This window comes from Nonomuraea sp. NPDC026600, assembly GCF_040638335.1.
Lineage (GTDB): Bacteria > Actinomycetota > Actinomycetes > Streptosporangiales > Streptosporangiaceae > Nonomuraea.
In genome coordinates this window covers 217,893-234,340 of the sequence record NZ_JBEZYD010000004.1, presented here as the reverse complement: position 1 = coordinate 234,340, position 16,448 = coordinate 217,893, and the positions used below count along the sequence as shown (strand labels likewise).

Genomic DNA, 16,448 nt, shown 5'->3' with positions numbered 1-16,448 from the left:
CTCAAGATGACCGCTTGGCCAGATCCAAGATGAGCGTCCTGGACTCCTCAGGGTCGAACGCCATTGCTCGGAGATGGTCAAACGCAAGCGTGTAGCGATATATCTCCATTTCACCCTCAACATACAGACTACTCGTCATGCTCTCGACATACACCACCTCGGGATCGTACGGCTCGCGGAACTCCATGATGGCGAACTGCCCGGCGGTCGCTGGATGGGCAGCCCTGGAGGAGGGGAGCACTTGAATGGTGACGTTGTCACGCTTGGAGCACTCTGCGAGCTTGGCGTACTGCGCAGCCATGATCTCTGGGCTTCCTACCTGCTGGCGGAGCACCGACTCGTTGATGATCGTCCAGAAGCGGAGCGGGCTGTCCTCCCGCAGCAGGAGTTGCTGTCGGGTCATGCGGACTTCGACGCGTCGTTGGATTTCGGCGGGTGGTGATAGGGCCATCAGCGCAGCCCGGATGATCTCCCGGGCGTAATCCTCGGTCTGTAGAAGCCCGTTGACGATCAGCGGATCAAAGCTCCGCATGAAGGCCGTGTCGGCCTCTAGCTCGATATATGTGGCGTAGTCGCTGGGTGTTGAGTCGGCGTATGCATCCCACCAGCCGCGCTTGCGTGCGGTCCGACCAAGCGCATGCAATGCCTCGCGCCGGTGGTCGTCCACTTCGTAGAGATCAAGCATGGCTGTGAGGTCGGGCGCAGTGATGCCGGTACGTGCAGTCTCGATGCGCGAGACCTTTGCTATCGACCACTTCAGGCGCTCGGCGGTGGCCTCGATGGTCATCTCGCTTCGCTCGCGCAGCCTGCGCAACTCACCTGCTAGCCGTCGGCGTCGCACTGTCGGGCCTTGTCGAGGCATCAAGATCTCCAGTATCCCCACATGTGCCAAGTCAGCACGCATCTTAGCGTGCCAGTCGGCCTAAGAAGTGATGTGTAAATTTACAGATCCTCTTGCAGCCTGAGGCGACATGATGGAACATCAAAGCCAGTTACGAGAGGCGCACCACCCGGCGTTAGGCAGTTCGGAGAGCACGGTGGCTCGGACCCGCTGCCGAAGATCAGAAGGGCTGCGACGTGATGACCGACGAGCAGGCAAGGGGTACGTACACCTCGTTCTCGGCAGAACTTGTGCATCTGTCGTATCTATCCGCTGATCTGGCGAGGTTGGTCGTCCACGCGAGGGTGCGGCTGGCGACAACCGAGCCTCTGGCGCTGGTGGCGTGGCGATCGGTAGGGATACGGGTCCGGGCGAAGCAACGACGGGGAACCTGGTTCTTCGTGTGGGGCCGTTGGTCGAGGTGTCGCGTGACGGCGGCTCAGGAGAACGCAGCCGAGCGACTGGTTCAGACGGTGTTGCTGTGAGCCGGGCCTTGGGTGGGTTCTGGTTGCCGGGCGTAAGGGCGTCAGTGCCGGTTGCGCGGCGGTGTGTGGCGGCAGTGCTGGCCGGGGCAGGCTGCCGTGACATCGATGCCGTGCTGGTGGTGGTCAGCGAGTTGATTACCAATGCCATCGTGCATTCGCGCTCGGGCTTGAACGGCGGGCGAGTGCGGGTCGAGATCGAAGAGGCCGGAGACGATCTGGTCGGCGTCGAGGTGACCGACCAAGGGGCCGCGACAGGGCCGGCTCAACGTACCCCCGACTGCGAGGGGGGCCGAGGGCTGTGGCTGGTCGGCGACCTTGCCCTGCGTTGGGGAGTACGCCAGTTGAACGCCGGGCGCTCGGTGGTCTGGGCACTGATGGACGTATCTCCAGCAGAGCAAGGGGCCCGGGCGGTGACTGGTGGAGGGCAAGCAGGCTCAGACGGACATGCTCCCGCGTTGCCCTCCCGCTCGTCGTGACAGTGCAGAGATGGGAGGTGGCGTGGTGAATGAGCGGTTTCTTGGTGAAGTCGTGTTGCCGGGGGTGGCGCAGTCGGTGGCAGTGGCTCGTCACTGCGTCGGAGAGATGCTGACGGTGGCTGGGCACCGGGACGCGGAGAATGCACGGCTGATCGTCAGCGAGTTGGTCACCGATGCGCTGATCCATACTGCCTCCGGGCTGTATGGCGGGGTGGTCACGGTGGAGGTCGTCGCCGTTGATGCCGAGATCGTTCGCGTTGAGGTGACCGATGACGGGGAGGTCACGGTTCCTCGATCGCGGGTGTCCGGCGATGACGACTGTCAGGGGCGGAGTCTGTGGCTGGTCGAGCAGATCTCGTTCAAGTGGGGTGTGCGCCTGTTGGGCGCAGGACAGCGCGCGGTCTGGGCGGAGACGTTCACGGGTCAGGCCGTGCCTGTCTGCGCTGGGGAAGGCGTGATGGCCGGGGTCGGGCGCAGAGAGCCTGAGGTGAAGAGGTGAGCTGGGTGCTCGGTCACTGGCGGTTTCCCCCTCATTGCACAGCACCCCACGTGTCGGTCGTGCAGTCGCACTACGACCAACTGGCATGGCACTCTCCACGCCGGGGCGAGCCGGACGGCCGGGTTATGAAATGGACCTGCGACTGCACGGAGGTCTTTTACGAACTGATCACGCTCGGCGGGTCGCGGTTCATTCGCCGGACGGCTCACCGGGCCGGGAAGACCATCATTCACGAGAGTGATCGCTGGCCTCTTCATGTGGCAAATGACATGTGGCTCGCCCTGCTTTTCGGTCGTGTCGTATGAAGTACGAGCTATAGATCTCTAAGTCCGCTAAAGAGCAAGTTAGGAGGATTGTATAGAGCTGGTGGCCGCCTATTTTCCGTCCCGCCAGCAGGTGTGTGCACTTTGAACTTCGGCCACGCATGGTCCCATCTCTGTTATCGCCTTAACGTCGAGGCCGGATCAACTCAATGAAGATTTCGGAGATTTTAGCTGCTATAAGACGCGGTCCTGCGAGGCCCGCCGAAACCAACGGGAGGTACGTTGCGCAAGCTCAATCTTCTCGATTTCGCATGGTGGGAGATCACAGGAAAGTGCCAGCTCGCCTGCGATCACTGCTACGCCTCGTCGGGGCCCAGCGGCACCCACGGGACCATGACCGTCGCCGACTGGCAGCGCGTCATCAGACAGACCCGCGAGGCCGGCGCGACAATGGGGCAGTTCATCGGGGGTGAGCCAACGCTGCACCCGGCGTTGCCCCAGCTCGTACGACACGCCCTCGACAGCGGAATGGAGGTCGAGATCTATACCAACCTCGTCCATGTCACACCGGCGATGTGGGAGACCTTCCGGCTGCCGGGGGTCCGACTCGCGACCTCCTACTACTCCGACCAGCCCGACGAACACGAGGCGATCACCAAGCGCCCCTCCTACAAGATCACAACGAAGAACATCGCCCGCGCGCAAGAGCTGGGTATTCCGTTGCGTGCCGGCGTCATCGGGGTTCTCAACAAGCAGCGCACCTCTCAGGCCATCGCCTCCTTGGAGCGGCTGGGCGTTCCGGCGATCGGTTACGACAACCTTCGAGAAGTCGGACGCGGAGTCCGGGAGAGGGGCCCTGGCCCCGAACAACTGTGCGGCAACTGCGGCAACCGACAAGTCGCCATCTCACCCACGGGAGAAGTCTGGCCATGCGTGTTCTCCCGCTGGCTGCCCGCCGGTAACGTCCGGCAGGCATCTCTGCCGGATATCCTCATAGGCGAGAAGTTCGCCCAGATCGCGAGCGAACTACAAGAGGAGTTCGGGGCGCGCGCCCGGCCATGCCGACCGGACCCGTGCAGCCCGGACTGTAGCCCGTCGTGCAAGCCGCAGAACAACTGCCGCCCGGCGAACAACTGCGGGCCGAACTACACCTGCGGGCCATGCGCGCCGAAGGATCAGAACTGCAAGCCTGTAATGAACTGCAACCCCAACAAGTGCCGCCCCACAGACAAGTAAGGGGAGCGACGTGATCAGCCGACACCGCGCCCCTGAGTCAGGGCAGCGCGCCTTTCTGCGTCGCATTCTCGCCGAGGGCTCAAACCGCCTCGGCGTGACTCTGACCGGGGATGCGGTGTTCGGCTGGCATGATCGCACGATCGGATCGGCCGCCCTGGCGGAGGAGGGCCGGTTTTGGCTTCGCGCGACCGCCGAACACCACGATTGGGCGCACGGCGAAGCATGGACGGGCAACCCGGACGCCACCGCAATCAGAGGTGTCCCCAAGCCCACATTGATCACCCGTACCGAGTGGGACGAAGCCCCGGTGTCCATATACGTCGAGTTGCTTACCTACGTTCCCGATATGCCATGCTCCCCATCCCCGGAACTGGCCGCGTCCCCGGTTCTGCCGACTTCGTGGTGGACTGACCTGCGCGCTGCCGTCGATGCCCTTGCCACGAATCTCACCCCGAGAGGCGATCATGATCCGGGCACACTGGCCGGCCGCGTTGAAGCCTTCTACGGCCGACCGCTCGACTTGCCGAAAACCCCGGTCCTGCGCACCGAGCACACCGACCTGCACTGGGCCAACCTCACCCAACCTCGCCTATGGTTGCTGGACTGGGAGTACTGGGGAAGCGCCCCCGCCGGATATGGCGCCGCCGTCCTCTACCTGCACAGCCTCTTGATCCCGGCCACGGCTGCCCGGGTCCATGAACTGTTCGCCGACGTTCTCGACACCCCGACCGGCCGTTTGGCGCAACTGTCTGCTGCGGCACATATCCTCGATCGCGCCACCCGGAGCGGTGACTACCCGAGCCTTGCCAGCCCCGTACGCACCCACGCTGCCAGGCTGATCCAGCCCGCGGAAAGGCACTAGCCGTGTTGCTCACCCAGCTGACTGCCCGCCGTCTCCCTCCAGGCTGGCCCGCTGCCCTGCCGCCGATTCGTCATCTGGCCGAGCGAGGTCTCACACTCACCGCCCCGATTGCCTTCCTCGTCGGGGAGAACGGCTCCGGAAAGTCCACCATCATGGAAGCGATCGCCGATGTGTGCGGCATCAACTCCGAAGGCGGCAAGGCCGGTACCAAGTACGCCAGCACCGGACCAGCAACCCCGCTGGGGGAGGTCCTTGACGCCGACCTCACGGCCACAGGGTTGCGGCTCCTTCACGGCCCCCGCCTCAAGCGGCGAGCGTTCTTCTTTCGCGCGGAAACACTCTTCAACCTCGGACAGAACGTGTCCGGCCGGTATGGATTCTGGGAAGACGACCTGACGGAGCAATCCCACGGTGAAGGGTTCTTCACCGTTCTTGAGCGCATGGTGTCCGGGCCGGGGCTTTACCTGATGGACGAACCTGAAGCCGCCCTGTCGTTCCAGTCCTGCGTGCGCCTGGTCGGCCTCATGAACCGTGTCGCCGGCGAGGGCGGACAGATCATCTGCGCCACCCACTCACCGATCCTCGCCAGCCTGCCGGGTGCGCAGATCATCGAACTCGGTGACGACGGCATCCGCACCACCGAGTGGGACAAGCTGCAGTTGGTTGACCACTGGCGACGCTTCCTCGCCAAACCGGACTTCTACCTGCGGTACGCCCTGGATATGGACTAGCGCCTTACCCGCACCTAACACCTGATCCGCCATGCTCGACGGGACCGGAAGGGGTCTTGTCGTGAAAGAGCGGGCCTGGGGCCGGGTACTCCCGTGGAACCGGCTGGGGCTCCGGATGCGGCTCACGCTCCTGTACGGCTGCTCGTTCTTCGTCGCCGGCTCGCTGCTGCTCTGGTCGACGTACCTGATCACCGGGCAGGCGCTGGACCAGCAGTTCTCGCCGGGACCCAGGGTGATCAGCGGCGAGAGAGCCGAGGGTGTGCCGGGGGCCGCGGTCAAGGGCGAGGTGTTCCTCGAGCGGGTCAACGTCAAGGCGCGGGCGGACGGCGTGCTCGACGAGATGCTGCGGTCCTCGCTCATCATCATGATCCTGATCGGGGTCATCGCGTTTGTGCTCGGCTACTTGATGGCGGATCGGGCGTTGCGGCCGTTGGATCGGGTGACCGAGACGGCGCGGCGGTTGTCGGAGAGTACGTTGCATGAGCGGATCGGGTTGCGGGGTCCGCATGATGAGGTCAGGCGGCTGGCCGATACGTTCGATGCGATGTTGGATCGGTTGCATCGGGTGTTCGAGGCGCAGCGTAGGTTCATCGGTAATGCCTCGCATGAGTTGCGGACGCCGTTGGCGATCAATCGGACGATTCTGGAGGTGTCGCTGGAGGAGCCGGCGGCCTCGCCGGATCTCAAGGCGCTGGCCCGGGCGCTGCTGGGCACCAACGCCCGTTACGAACGGCTGATCGAGGGCCTGCTGCTGCTGGCGCAGTCGGAGCAGGAGCTCGCCGTCCGCAAGAGCATCGACCTGTGCCAGGTGATCCGGGCCGTGGAGGAGCAGCTCGACCTGCAGCCCCGCAAGCGGCCGGTCACCCTCCACCAGGACCTGCGCGCCGCGCTCGCGACGGGCGACCCGCTCCTGCTGGAGCGGTGCGTGTACAACCTGCTGGAGAACGCGATCAAGTACAACGTCCGCGACGGTGACGTGTGGCTGCGCCTGCGCCAGGAGGGTGACGAGGCGGTCGTCGTGGTGGAGAACACCGGGACCCCCGTCCCGCCGTACGACGTGGACGACCTGTTCGAGCCGTTCCGCCGGTTGCAGGGCGACCGGGTCCGGTCGGCTCGCGGCGCGGGGCTGGGGCTGTCGATCGTGCGGGCCATCGTCGACGCGCACGGCGGCACGGTCACCGCCGAGGCGCGGCCGGAGGGCGGTCTGACCGTCACCATGCGGCTGCCCCGGCTGGAGCGCCGGGCCGCCCTGCGCGCCTGAGCCGAACGGCGGCGCGTACGTAGATTTTCCGATGTGCGGAATGCCCTCTATGTCTACTGTCTGCCGCATCGAGCGCCGTCCAAGCAAGGTGGGTTCATGCGCGGGCTGACCGTCCTCCTCTCCACCGTCCTGGTTTCCGCGACCCTGGCGGCTCCCGCGCCCGGCCTCGCCGCCACGCGACCCGAGGCGGCCACGGTGAACATCGTCTTTCAACGAGCCGACTTCGCCTCCGGTACGTCCGAGGGGATGGTCTCCGGCGACGGCCTGTCGTTCGCCGCCGCGGTCGGCACCACCACCTATACCGACGCGCTCGGCACCAAGAGCTGGGAGTACGCCCGCTGGACCGGCCCGGAGCGGACGATCGGCTTCGCGGCCACCCAGCTCATCGCCTCCTGGACCGCCGACGTCCCTGCGGGTAGCTGGCTGCAGGTCGAGGCCCGCGGCCGGCACGCGGCCGGGCTGACCAAGTGGTACGTGCTCGGCCGCTGGGCGTACGAGGAGGGCGACATCCGCCGCACCTCGGTGCCCGGTCAGGCCGACGCCGACGGCACCGTCTCCGTCGACACGTTCGTCGCGGCGACGGGCAGGCAGATCAACGCCTACCAGCTACGCCTCACCCTCTACCGGACGCCGGGCTCCGCCGTGACGCCGACCGTACGGACGCTGGGGGCGATGGCCTCGAACGTGCCCGAGCGCAAGACCGTGCCGGTCAGCCCGGGCGGCGGCGCGTGGGGCACCGAGCTGACCGTGCCGCGCCGCTCCCAGAACGTGCACGAAGGCCACTACCCGGAATGGGACGGCGGCGGTCAAGCCTGGTGCAGCCCGACCTCGACCACGATGGTCCTCGGCTACTGGGGCAAGTGGCCCAGCGCGCAGGACACCTCCTGGGTCGATCCGTCCGACCCCAGCCCAGAGGTCGACTACGACGCCCGCTACTCCTACGACCACGCCTACCAGGGCTCGGGCAACTGGCCGTTCAACACCGCCTACGCCGGACGCCACGGCCTGGACGGCTTCATCACCCGCCTGCGGTCGCTGACCGAGCTGGAGCGGCTGATCAGCGCCGGAATCCCGGTGATCACCTCGCAGTCCTTCAAGAAGGGCGAGCTGCCGGGCGCCGGATACGGCACGAACGGGCACATCATGGTGGTCGTCGGCTTCACCGCCACCGGTGACGTGATCGCCAACGACCCCGCCTCCGCCTCCGACGACGTCGTACGGCACGTCTATCCGCGGGCCGACTTCGAGAACATCTGGCTCCGCAGCTCCAGCAGCGGCGGCATCGTGTACGTCATCCACCCGCCCGGCCACGTTCTGCCCGCGACCACGCCGGGACTGCCCGCCAACTGGTGACGTGGTCTCTCAGTCCTGGTCGCGGTAGCGGCCGAGGACGGCGCGGGCCTGCGCGGTGATCGTCTCGATCACCGTGGCCGCCGGTTCGATCGAGTCGACCAGGCCCACTCCCTGACCCGCGAGCAGCGCCATCTCTTCCAGATCGCCGGTGGTCAGGCCGCGCATCGGGACCAGGAAGGAGAACTTGCGCATGTCCACCCGCTCCCCGTTGAGCGTCGTGTGCCCGATGACCTCCAGGCCCGAGGTGTCGCGCGGCACCTCGTCCGCCCGGCCGTGCCACTCGCGGACCACCTGGTTGCGCAGCACCCGCGTCGGGTTGAACCGCGGGGTCTCCGGGCCGAACACCCGGGTGCGCTCGGTGTCGGTGCCCCGCGCCGCCACCAGCCGGTTCTTGTAGCCTTCGTGCGCCGCTGACTCGGCCGTGGCCGCCAGCCGCGTACCGATCCAGGCGCCGTCGGCCCCGAGCATGAGCGCGGCGGCCAGCCCCCGGCCGTCCGCGATCCCCCCGGAGGCCAGGACCAGCGCCGGGGCGACCGCGTCGACCACCAGCGGGACCAGCGCGAACGTCGGCAGCGTCGCGTAGTTGTGCCCGCCCGCCTCCAGCCCCTGCGCCACCACCACGTCCACGCCGTCGTCCACCGCCCACTTGGCGTCGTCCACCGACCCGACCTGCTCGAAGACCCGCACGCCCGCGTCGTGCAACTGGCGGATGAAGCTCGACGGCGGATGCCCCCAGTGGAACGACGCCACCGCGACACCGGCCGCGCAGATCGCGTCGATCTGCTCGGGTTTGGCGAAGGGGGTGATGAGGTTGACGTTGAGCGGCCCGGTCGTGCCGGCCCGTACCGCGCCGATGGTCTCGACCATGGCGTCGGCCGGCATCAGCCCCACCCCGAGCGACCCCAGCGCCCCGGCGTTGCTCACCGCGATCGCCAGCTCCGGCAGCGCTCCGACGAACGCCATGCCGGCCTGCGCGATCGGGGTGGTCAGACCGTACGCGTCGGTGAAGCGTGTCCGCAGATTCATGTCTTAGAGGCGTTCCATCCCGTTCCACGGCGTTCGCCAAGAGAACACATCCGACCTATTGACTCGCCTGGCTACCAGTGGTCATATCGATAAATATTAGGAAAGTTTGTTAACGAGCGCACGTCACAGGGAGCTGCGCCATGTCCAGAGCGGTGCCTGTCTTAGCCGTACTCACCCTGCTGGCAACGGTATTGATCGGAGGTATAGCACAGGCTGCGACCACCCGCTACGAGGCGGAAGCCGCCACGATCTCCCAGGGCATCCTCGAGACCAGCCACACGGGCTTCTCCGGCACCGGCTACGTCAACGGCGACAACGTCTCGGGCAGTTACCTGGAGTTCTCCGTCACCGCCCCCTCGGCCGGCCCCGCGACCCTCGCCCTGCGCTACGCGAACGGCACCACCACCAACCGGCCCGCCACCATCACGGTCAACGGCACGGCCATCGCCACCGGCCAGGCGTTCAACAGCACGGGGAACTGGGACACCTGGGCCACCGCCACACTCACCGCGACGCTGCGGGCGGGCGCCAACCCGGTCAGGATCACCGCGACCACGGCCAACGGCAACCCCAACCTGGACTTCCTCGACGTCACCCCGTCCAGCACCCAGGACATCGCCTACCAGGCCGAAACGGCCGTACTCTCCCAGGCGGCGGTGGCGAGCAACCACACCGGCTTCACCGGCACCGGCTTCGTCGACTACGTCAACACGACGGGCGGCTACGTCGAATGGACGGTGAACGTGCCCGAGGCGGCCAGGACGACCCTGACCCTGCGCTACGCCAACGGGACGACGGCCAACCGCCCGCTGGACATCTCGGTCAACGGGACCGTGATCACCGCGGGCCAGGCGTTCAACCCCACGGCGAACTGGGACACCTGGGCGGACCTCGCCATCACCGCCTCGCTCGACGCCGGGACGAACACGGTCAGGGCGACCGCCACGGGCACCGCCGGCGGCCCCAACCTCGACAAGCTCACCGTCTCCGGGCCCATCGACTCCCACCCGCCCACGGCACCCGGCTCGCCGAGCCAGACGGACATCACCTCGGCGAGCGTCACGGTGACCTGGGCCGCCTCGGCCGATGACGTGGGCGTCGCCTTCTACGACCTGTTCGGCGACGGGCGGGCGTGCGGCACCGTCTCGGGACAGACCACCACGGGCACCTGTACGGGCCTGAGCGCCGACGCCGACCACGTCATCCACGTCGTCGCGCGGGACGCGGCCGGCAACCTCTCGCCGCCGAGCCCCGATCTCACCGTGCACACCCCCGTCGCGCAGAACCCGTACGGCGACCCCTATCTGGTCTCCATGTTCGACGGCACCACGCTGGCCGGCTGGACCCCGCACGCGGCGGCCGGCTGGACCGTGAAGAGCGGCGCCATCCACGGCACCGGTACGGCAGGCAGAGGCTGGATCTACTACAACAAGCAGCAGACCGGCACCTTCCGCTGGATCTTCAACGTCCGGCAGGTGTCGGGCGACCACGCGCCGACCGTACTGATCTGGGGCACCACCACGCCGATCAGGGACGCCCTCAGCGCCATCCAGTTCCAGCCGCCCAACGGCGGCCACTGGGACTACCGCCCCGGCCACAACAACGGCGGCGGCAGCCTGTTCACCCAGTTCCCGCACACCAAGTGGGACATCCACCCCTGGAGCCAGTGCGAGCTCGTGGCCGACCAGAGCACGGGCCAGGCCAGGATGGCCTGCTGCCCGCTCACCGCGAGCGCGCCCACGTGTACGGCGGTCGAGGTGCTGGCGTTCAAGGACACCACCGCCGGGCAGGCCGGCCCGCTGGCCATCCAGATCCACAACAGCGGCATCCAGGACGAGTACCGCGGCCTCTACCTGGAGTCGCCGGTGGTGGTGAACCCGGGCGGCTTCATCACGACGGGCTAGCGCGACACCCTGATCGGGGCCGCTACCGGAGGCGGCGGCTCTTCGACCGGGCCAGCAGGGTGAGCACTCCAGCGGCGGCGACGAGTGCCGCACCGCCCACCGCCCATGGCAGGCGGCCGTTCCCGGCGGGTGCGGGCCCGGCGGCCGCGGCGTCGGACCACACGTCGGCGGGTTCGGGTCTGGAGCGCGCGGTGGCGGTCTTGGCGCCCCGGAAGACCACGTCGGAGCAGGAGTAATAGGTGTCCGGCGTGTCGGAGTTCTGCCAGATCGTGTAGATCAAGTGGCGGCCGGTCTTACCGGCGGGCAGGCGGCCCTTCATGACGTACGAACCATCCGCCATCGCCGGGTCGGTGACCTTGAGGAAGGGCTTCTTCTCCAGGTCGGACCACTTGAGGGGACGGGACGGGTTGTAGGCGTCCGTGGTGACGTACAGCCGGAAGGTCCCCTTGTGCGGGATGGTGCCGCGGTATTTGAAGGTGAAGCCCGCTCCGGCCGTCAGCTTGGTGGCGGGCCAGTCCTTGCGGGCGAGGTCGAGGCCGCTGTACCCCTTGATGCCGCCGCTGCACAGCTTCCCGTCGGGGATCACCTGGCGGTCCCGGCCGGCGACGTCGGCCACTCTGAGGTTGTCCCACCCGTTGGGCAGCGCCGTACCGCTCACCGCCAGGGCGGCCTTGCAGGCGGGCGACTTGGCCGTCCGCGGGCTGCCGGTGCCGCAGGCCGCCGCCCGGCTGAGGGGGTTCTCCAGCGCCCCGTGGGCCCCGGCCGCCCCGGCGGGCAGCAGCAGGCCGACACCGAGCACGGTGACCGCCACACTCGCGATCCGGCGACGCATGACCACGTGGCAGTCCTCCTCGGCTCGCGAACTCCGTCCTGCGTACAGGTACGGACGCCCGGCCGTGCGGGTTCACCCGGGCTCGGCGGAGAACCGGTAGAACTCCTGGAGGACCCGCGCGGCCTTGTCCTCACTCACCTCGGGGCAGACGTACCCGCCGGCCGCGATGTGCGCGCACAGCTCCGGGTCCGGCCGCAGGTGGTGGGCGCGCAGGTAGTAGGCGACCGTGTCGGTCCAGACGTATGTCCCGTCGGTGCGGAAGCTCAGCGGCACCACCTCGCCGCGCTCCGGTTCGACATGGTCCACGTCGAGCCCGGTGGTGGCCAGGATCGGCGTGCCCGCCTCCAGGTAACCGGCCAGCCGTTCGCGCTCTCGCGGGTTCTCCACCAGGGGATGGCCGGGCGCGAAGTACGGCACGCCGTCCCTGACACCGTCGAACACCCGGGCGACCGCGATCACGGCCGCCTCGCCCCTCTCTGGCTGTACCGCTCGAGAACGGACGGCTGCCAGCCGGTGATCGCGTACAGGCTGATGAGCTGCTCCTTGTCGAGGTCGTGCAGCGGAAGTTCGTCGAGCATGCGGCGGAACGACTCGGAGTCGTCGCCGCGCTCCCGGTGGTGGCCGACCAGTTCGGGAGGGTGACCGACGCTGTCGCCGGCCAACGCTCCGTCGGCGATGGCCAGCGAGAGCCGCGCCTGTGCCTGGATGACGCCGCTTTCCAGCGAGCCGTCCCAGAGCCTGAACTGCACGTGGTCGTCGGCTCGCCCCCGCACCGTGGCCATGCTCACCGCGGAGGTGGGCCCGTTCGCGTCGATGAGGGCCTGGAAGTGGTATGGCCTGAGCCCGGGTCTCGCCACGTTGGGGATGCAGGAGTCGTAACCCCGGTGCAGGGCGCCCTCGGCGACCGGGTTCTGCGCCAGCCTGAACAGGATGTCCTGGTGCCCTCGGACGCTGTCGAGCAGCTTGAGGTAGTTGATCACTTCGCGGTAGTCGGGCGTGCCGACGTGGATGTGCCCGCCCACCCCTGGCCCCGCCTCCCCGCCGTGCGCGCGGATGATCTCGACGACCTGGGCGACCCGGTGCCAGGTCTCGGGCGTGTCGCGCAGAATCGGTGAGACGACCTCGCCGGCCACGGAGTTCGTGCGTTCCAACTCCACCCACCAGCCGTCGCGGGCCTCGCCGTAGCCCCGTTCGTGGCCTGTGTGGTGGGCGAGGACTCCGGACTCGGCGGACAGGCCCGCCTCGTGCAGGGCGCGGGCGATCTGCGCGTTCACCCTGGCGTGCTGCTCCGGCGGCAGGTGCGGGAGGCTGTATTCCAGCTCGACCCCGAACGTCCGCTCGCTCCCGCCACCTCGGGCCAGGTACGGGACGACGTCGCCCACCCGCCACCGCGTCTGGAAGATCGCCTGCGCCTGGTCGTGCACCCGGTCGAAGGCGGCCGGGTAGTCGCTGTAGGAGCCGCCGAAGTGGTGGACGAGCTCATGACTCAACGGCACGTCACCGGTCGCGTGGTCGCCGATCTGGTACAGGTTGTCGAGCACCTTGTCGTGCCACGCCTCGCGGCCCAGCTTCTCGAACTCCGGCCGCAGCGCCTCGATCCGCTGGGTGAACAGCTCGACGTCCTGACGAGAGAGTCCGTTGTCGATCCACTCGCCCTCCACGTCCATGTAGTGCTCGGAGAAGTCGTTCAACATGTACTCGTCCTTCGACAGCCCGAAAGTGAAGGACCTGCTGAGGTCGATCCCGTGGACGCCGTCCTTACCGTGGGCGAGCCAGTTGCCGCCCCTGCGGTCGGTGTTGGCGACCAGCGCGTCGAGCAGGCCGAGCAACCTTCCCGACGTGCTGGAGATGAAGGGGTAGACGCTGCCCTTGAGCTGGGACGGGCCGACGCCGTCCATGAACTGCATGTAGACGGCGTCCCGGTTGGTCGGATCCCTGATGATGTGTGGCACGGGAGCACCGATCGCCCGCCCGACGAGGGAGGCGAGCAGGTCTTTGGCCACCGTGACATGCCCGAAGTTATGAATTTTCCTGATCAGGAGGGTTCCGTCACGGAATCGGACTTCTTGTACAACTCCGTGCTGGCCGTGGCTCAGCAGCTGGATCCTCGGTTGCTCCCGCTCCAGTTTCGCCTTCAGCGTCTCCTCGTTGAGCGGTCCCGGCGGGAGCTCGTGGCTCGGCCGGGCCACGTCCACCGGGACGGCCGGCTGCTGGTGCGGCTGCTCCGGCCGGGTGTGGTGCCACTGGCCGTCTTCGTGGAAGATCGGCCGGCCGTCCTGGCGGTACTGGGGGATGCTCCCCGTGTGCGCCTGCCGGTCGGCGCCGATGTAGACGAACTTGTCGGCCGCGATGACCTCCCGGCCGGTGATGTCGGCGAGCTGCCGCACCGCGACGGTGTTCAGGTCGAGGTCGCAGCCCAGGATGCGCAGTTTGGCACCGGGATCGGCCATCACGACCGGGTCGTAGGCGAGCATCGTGCCCACGTCGTGGCTCGACAGCCGCTGGTCGCCGATGTGGAAACCGTTGCGGTCGGTCCGGATGCCCACGTCGATGATCCCCGGCGTCTGCCGCAGCAGCCGCATGTCCGCGCTGGGCATGACCGCCCGGTCCGGATCCCGGTACCAGACGCCCGAGGCCACTTCCTGCCTGCTCTGCCGGATGAGCTCCCGATGCCTGGGCGTGAGCTCCGGTGCGGCCCGGCCGTCGCTCCCGCGCGCCCCGCCCCCTCCGGTCCGCTCGTGCGGCGCCCCGCCCGCACCCTCATGGGGCCGCCCGCTCGCGTCGTAGTGCGATGGTCCGCCCGCGCCGTCGTGCGGGTCCGCGCCGAAGTGGTACGCGGGCACCCGCTGATCAGCCGGCCGCGGCGCCTCTCCCGGGATCCGCGCGTCCGCCAACCGCGTGCCGCCCGGCGGTGCGGACTCTCCCAGCCGTGGCACCTCTCCCAGCCGTGAGGACTCTCCCAGTCGTGGCACCTCTCCCAGCCGCGGCACGCGGAGGCCGTCGGCGGCGCGCGGGCCCGCGTAGCCCGCCCGGCCGTCGATGCCGCCCACGAAGCCCGCCACCGCCGCCTTGCCCAGCGCCTCGGGAGTGAGCTGGCCGTTCTCCACCAGCATGGGGACCGAGCCGATCACCGAGGCCACGCTGCTCTGGGTGGCCACCCCGCCCACGGTCTGGGTCAGGAACGTCGCCACCCGCTCGCGCGTCGTCAGCTCCTCCTTCAGCACGACGCCGCCCAGCAACCGCTGACCGCCCAGTTTGGCGATGATCCCGCCCAGCCCGGCGAACGCCAGCCCGGTCAGCAGCCCGCCCTCCACGGCCGCGGTCGTCTTGTCGCCGTCCCACTTGTCCCGCTTGCCCTCGGCGAACTGCCAGAGCTGGGTGCCGCCGTCCAGGCCGACCATGAACGCGACGCTCATCATCAGCAGCTTGGCGATCGTCTTGACGTTCAGCCTGGCCATCGAGCAGGCGGGCCCGATGGACAGGAACGAGGCGCCGCCCGTGGCGGGCCCGAACGCGTAGGAGCGCAGCAGCAGGAAGGCCAGCAGGATCAGGCAGAGCGCGATGTACTTCTGCGTGTAGTCGGTGTCGAGGCCGTACGCCTCAAGCTGTTTCGCCGCGCTCTCGCAGGACTTGGCCAGTTCCTCTACGTACGCGGGGTCATCGGTGGAGAACTTCTCCCAGTAGGCGCGCAGCACGGTGGCCGCGGGGCCCTTGGCGTAGGCGAGCACGTTGTTGAGCGTTTCGTCGCCCTCGTCGGCCGCCGTACGGCACTTCGTGGCCGCGGCGCGCAGGTCGGTGGCTCCCGCCAGGCTCTGCTCGCCGTCGCCCTGGGGGTAGTCCAGGCCGACGACCCAGCCGAGTACCGGTTCCACGTACGGGAACGCGGGGCCGAGCAGGGTCTGCAGGTCCACGCCTCAGGCCCGCAGGTACGGGGGATTGGCCAGTTCGTAGTTGCGGGCCGCCAGGTCGACCTGTTCCTCCAGATCGTCGATGCTCCCGGCGCCCTCGCCGCAGCTCCGGAGGAGGTCTTCGAGCGTGCCGACGAAGCCGGCGGCGAACTGCCGCCCGTACTGGTCCTGGCCCCACGGGGCGCTGTCGAGGACGGACCGCACGAGCCCGTGCGCGCCGCGCATGGTGGCGGCGGGGGTGCGCCAGTCCGTGCCCGCCCGGCGCATGCTCTTCCAGGCGACGTCGAACCCCGGCGCCCACTCGCTCATCGAGCCTCCCGGCGCTTGGCGGGCGTGCGGAAGGGCATGTCCGGCAGCAGCCGGTCGAGGTCGAACTCGCCGCCGTACAACTGCTCGGCCGCCATCCCCTCGGGTACGAGCGGCGCCATCAGCCCCCGCGACTCCTCGGCGACCTGCGCGTTGGCCTCGGTGACCTGGGCGAGAACCGCCCGGGCCAGCTCTGACGGAGAGAGCCGGCTGTAGACGCGGGGATGAAAGGTGATCTCGTCGATCCGGCCCTGCGGACCCGCCGTCACGGTCACGTTGCCGTCGGAGACCGTGGCCGTGACCTCCCGGAGCTGGGCGTGTGTCTCCTGGACCTGGCGGACTTGCCTGCCGAACTCCGCCACCAGATCCTCGATGGCCGCCTGCAGGTCATCGTGCATCAAGCGCACCCCTTCGCTACCAAGATTC

General features: G+C 68.2%; 15 protein-coding genes. 8 read left to right on the top strand and 7 right to left on the bottom strand.

All coding sequences use genetic code 11. The features are described 5' to 3' along the window. Nucleotide 1 precedes the first annotated feature (1 nt). A complete protein-coding gene (locus AB0F17_RS11295; protein ID WP_358020863.1) occupies nucleotides 2-862 on the bottom strand; it encodes a helix-turn-helix transcriptional regulator in 861 nt (286 codons plus the stop codon). A 361-nt stretch (nucleotides 863-1,223) separates the two neighbouring features. Between AB0F17_RS11295 and AB0F17_RS11290 the strand changes: the two genes are divergently transcribed. The 7 genes from AB0F17_RS11290 (at nucleotide 1,224) to AB0F17_RS11260 (ending at nucleotide 8,046) form a co-directional block, all read left to right on the top strand. Further along, nucleotides 1,224-1,841: an ATP-binding protein gene (locus AB0F17_RS11290; RefSeq protein ID WP_358019914.1), complete on the top strand. Its 618-nt coding sequence runs from the start codon at nucleotides 1,224-1,226 to the stop codon at nucleotides 1,839-1,841. Between the two features lie 25 nt (nucleotides 1,842-1,866). Continuing rightward, a complete protein-coding gene (locus AB0F17_RS11285; RefSeq protein WP_358019911.1) occupies nucleotides 1,867-2,340 on the top strand; it encodes an ATP-binding protein in 474 nt (157 codons plus the stop codon). Between the two features lie 545 nt (nucleotides 2,341-2,885). Next, nucleotides 2,886-3,839, top strand: a complete 954-nt coding sequence (locus tag AB0F17_RS11280) for a radical SAM/SPASM domain-containing protein (protein WP_358019908.1) — start codon at nucleotides 2,886-2,888, stop codon at nucleotides 3,837-3,839. A gap of 10 nt (nucleotides 3,840-3,849) precedes the next feature. Further along, the gene (locus tag AB0F17_RS11275; protein WP_358019905.1) at nucleotides 3,850-4,701 is read left to right on the top strand and encodes an aminoglycoside phosphotransferase; all 852 of its coding nucleotides are present in this window, start codon (nucleotides 3,850-3,852) and stop codon (nucleotides 4,699-4,701) included. Between the two features lie 2 nt (nucleotides 4,702-4,703). After that, complete coding sequence (locus AB0F17_RS11270) at nucleotides 4,704-5,432, top strand: AAA family ATPase (RefSeq protein ID WP_358019902.1); 729 nt, start codon at nucleotides 4,704-4,706, stop codon at nucleotides 5,430-5,432. A gap of 61 nt (nucleotides 5,433-5,493) precedes the next feature. Beyond that, a complete protein-coding gene (locus AB0F17_RS11265) occupies nucleotides 5,494-6,693 on the top strand; it encodes an ATP-binding protein (protein WP_358019899.1) in 1,200 nt (399 codons plus the stop codon). Nucleotides 6,694-6,789: 96 nt separating this feature from the next. After that, a complete protein-coding gene (locus tag AB0F17_RS11260) occupies nucleotides 6,790-8,046 on the top strand; it encodes a peptidase C39 family protein (protein WP_358019896.1) in 1,257 nt (418 codons plus the stop codon). 9 nt (nucleotides 8,047-8,055) lie between these two features. Here the strand turns inward: AB0F17_RS11260 and AB0F17_RS11255 are convergent, their stop codons facing one another. Beyond that, on the bottom strand, nucleotides 8,056-9,072 hold the full coding sequence (locus AB0F17_RS11255; protein ID WP_358019893.1) for a nitronate monooxygenase family protein: 1,017 nt from the start codon (nucleotides 9,070-9,072) through the stop codon (nucleotides 8,056-8,058). Between the two features lie 140 nt (nucleotides 9,073-9,212). Here AB0F17_RS11255 and AB0F17_RS11250 point away from each other — a divergent pair, with 140 nt between their 5' ends. Beyond that, nucleotides 9,213-10,976, top strand: a complete 1,764-nt coding sequence (locus AB0F17_RS11250; RefSeq protein ID WP_358019890.1) for a CBM35 domain-containing protein — start codon at nucleotides 9,213-9,215, stop codon at nucleotides 10,974-10,976. Nucleotides 10,977-10,998: 22 nt separating this feature from the next. Here AB0F17_RS11250 and AB0F17_RS11245 read toward each other — a convergent pair whose 3' ends face one another. The 5 genes from AB0F17_RS11245 to AB0F17_RS11225 form a co-directional block, all read right to left on the bottom strand. Then, the gene (locus tag AB0F17_RS11245) at nucleotides 10,999-11,808 is read right to left on the bottom strand and encodes a lytic polysaccharide monooxygenase (protein WP_358020861.1); all 810 of its coding nucleotides are present in this window, start codon (nucleotides 11,806-11,808) and stop codon (nucleotides 10,999-11,001) included. A gap of 72 nt (nucleotides 11,809-11,880) precedes the next feature. Next, nucleotides 11,881-12,267, bottom strand: a complete 387-nt coding sequence (locus AB0F17_RS11240; protein ID WP_358019887.1) for a hypothetical protein — start codon at nucleotides 12,265-12,267, stop codon at nucleotides 11,881-11,883. After that, nucleotides 12,264-15,719, bottom strand: coding sequence for a hypothetical protein (locus AB0F17_RS11235; RefSeq protein ID WP_358019884.1), 3,456 nt, complete (start codon nucleotides 15,717-15,719; stop codon nucleotides 12,264-12,266). Before AB0F17_RS11235 ends, AB0F17_RS11240 begins: the two co-directional genes overlap by 4 nt. Nucleotides 15,720-15,722: 3 nt before the next feature. Next, complete coding sequence (locus tag AB0F17_RS11230; RefSeq protein WP_358019881.1) at nucleotides 15,723-16,025, bottom strand: hypothetical protein; 303 nt, start codon at nucleotides 16,023-16,025, stop codon at nucleotides 15,723-15,725. Continuing rightward, a complete protein-coding gene (locus tag AB0F17_RS11225; protein ID WP_358019878.1) occupies nucleotides 16,022-16,420 on the bottom strand; it encodes a YbaB/EbfC family nucleoid-associated protein in 399 nt (132 codons plus the stop codon). Before AB0F17_RS11225 ends, AB0F17_RS11230 begins: the two co-directional genes overlap by 4 nt. Nucleotides 16,421-16,448: the final 28 nt, after the last annotated feature.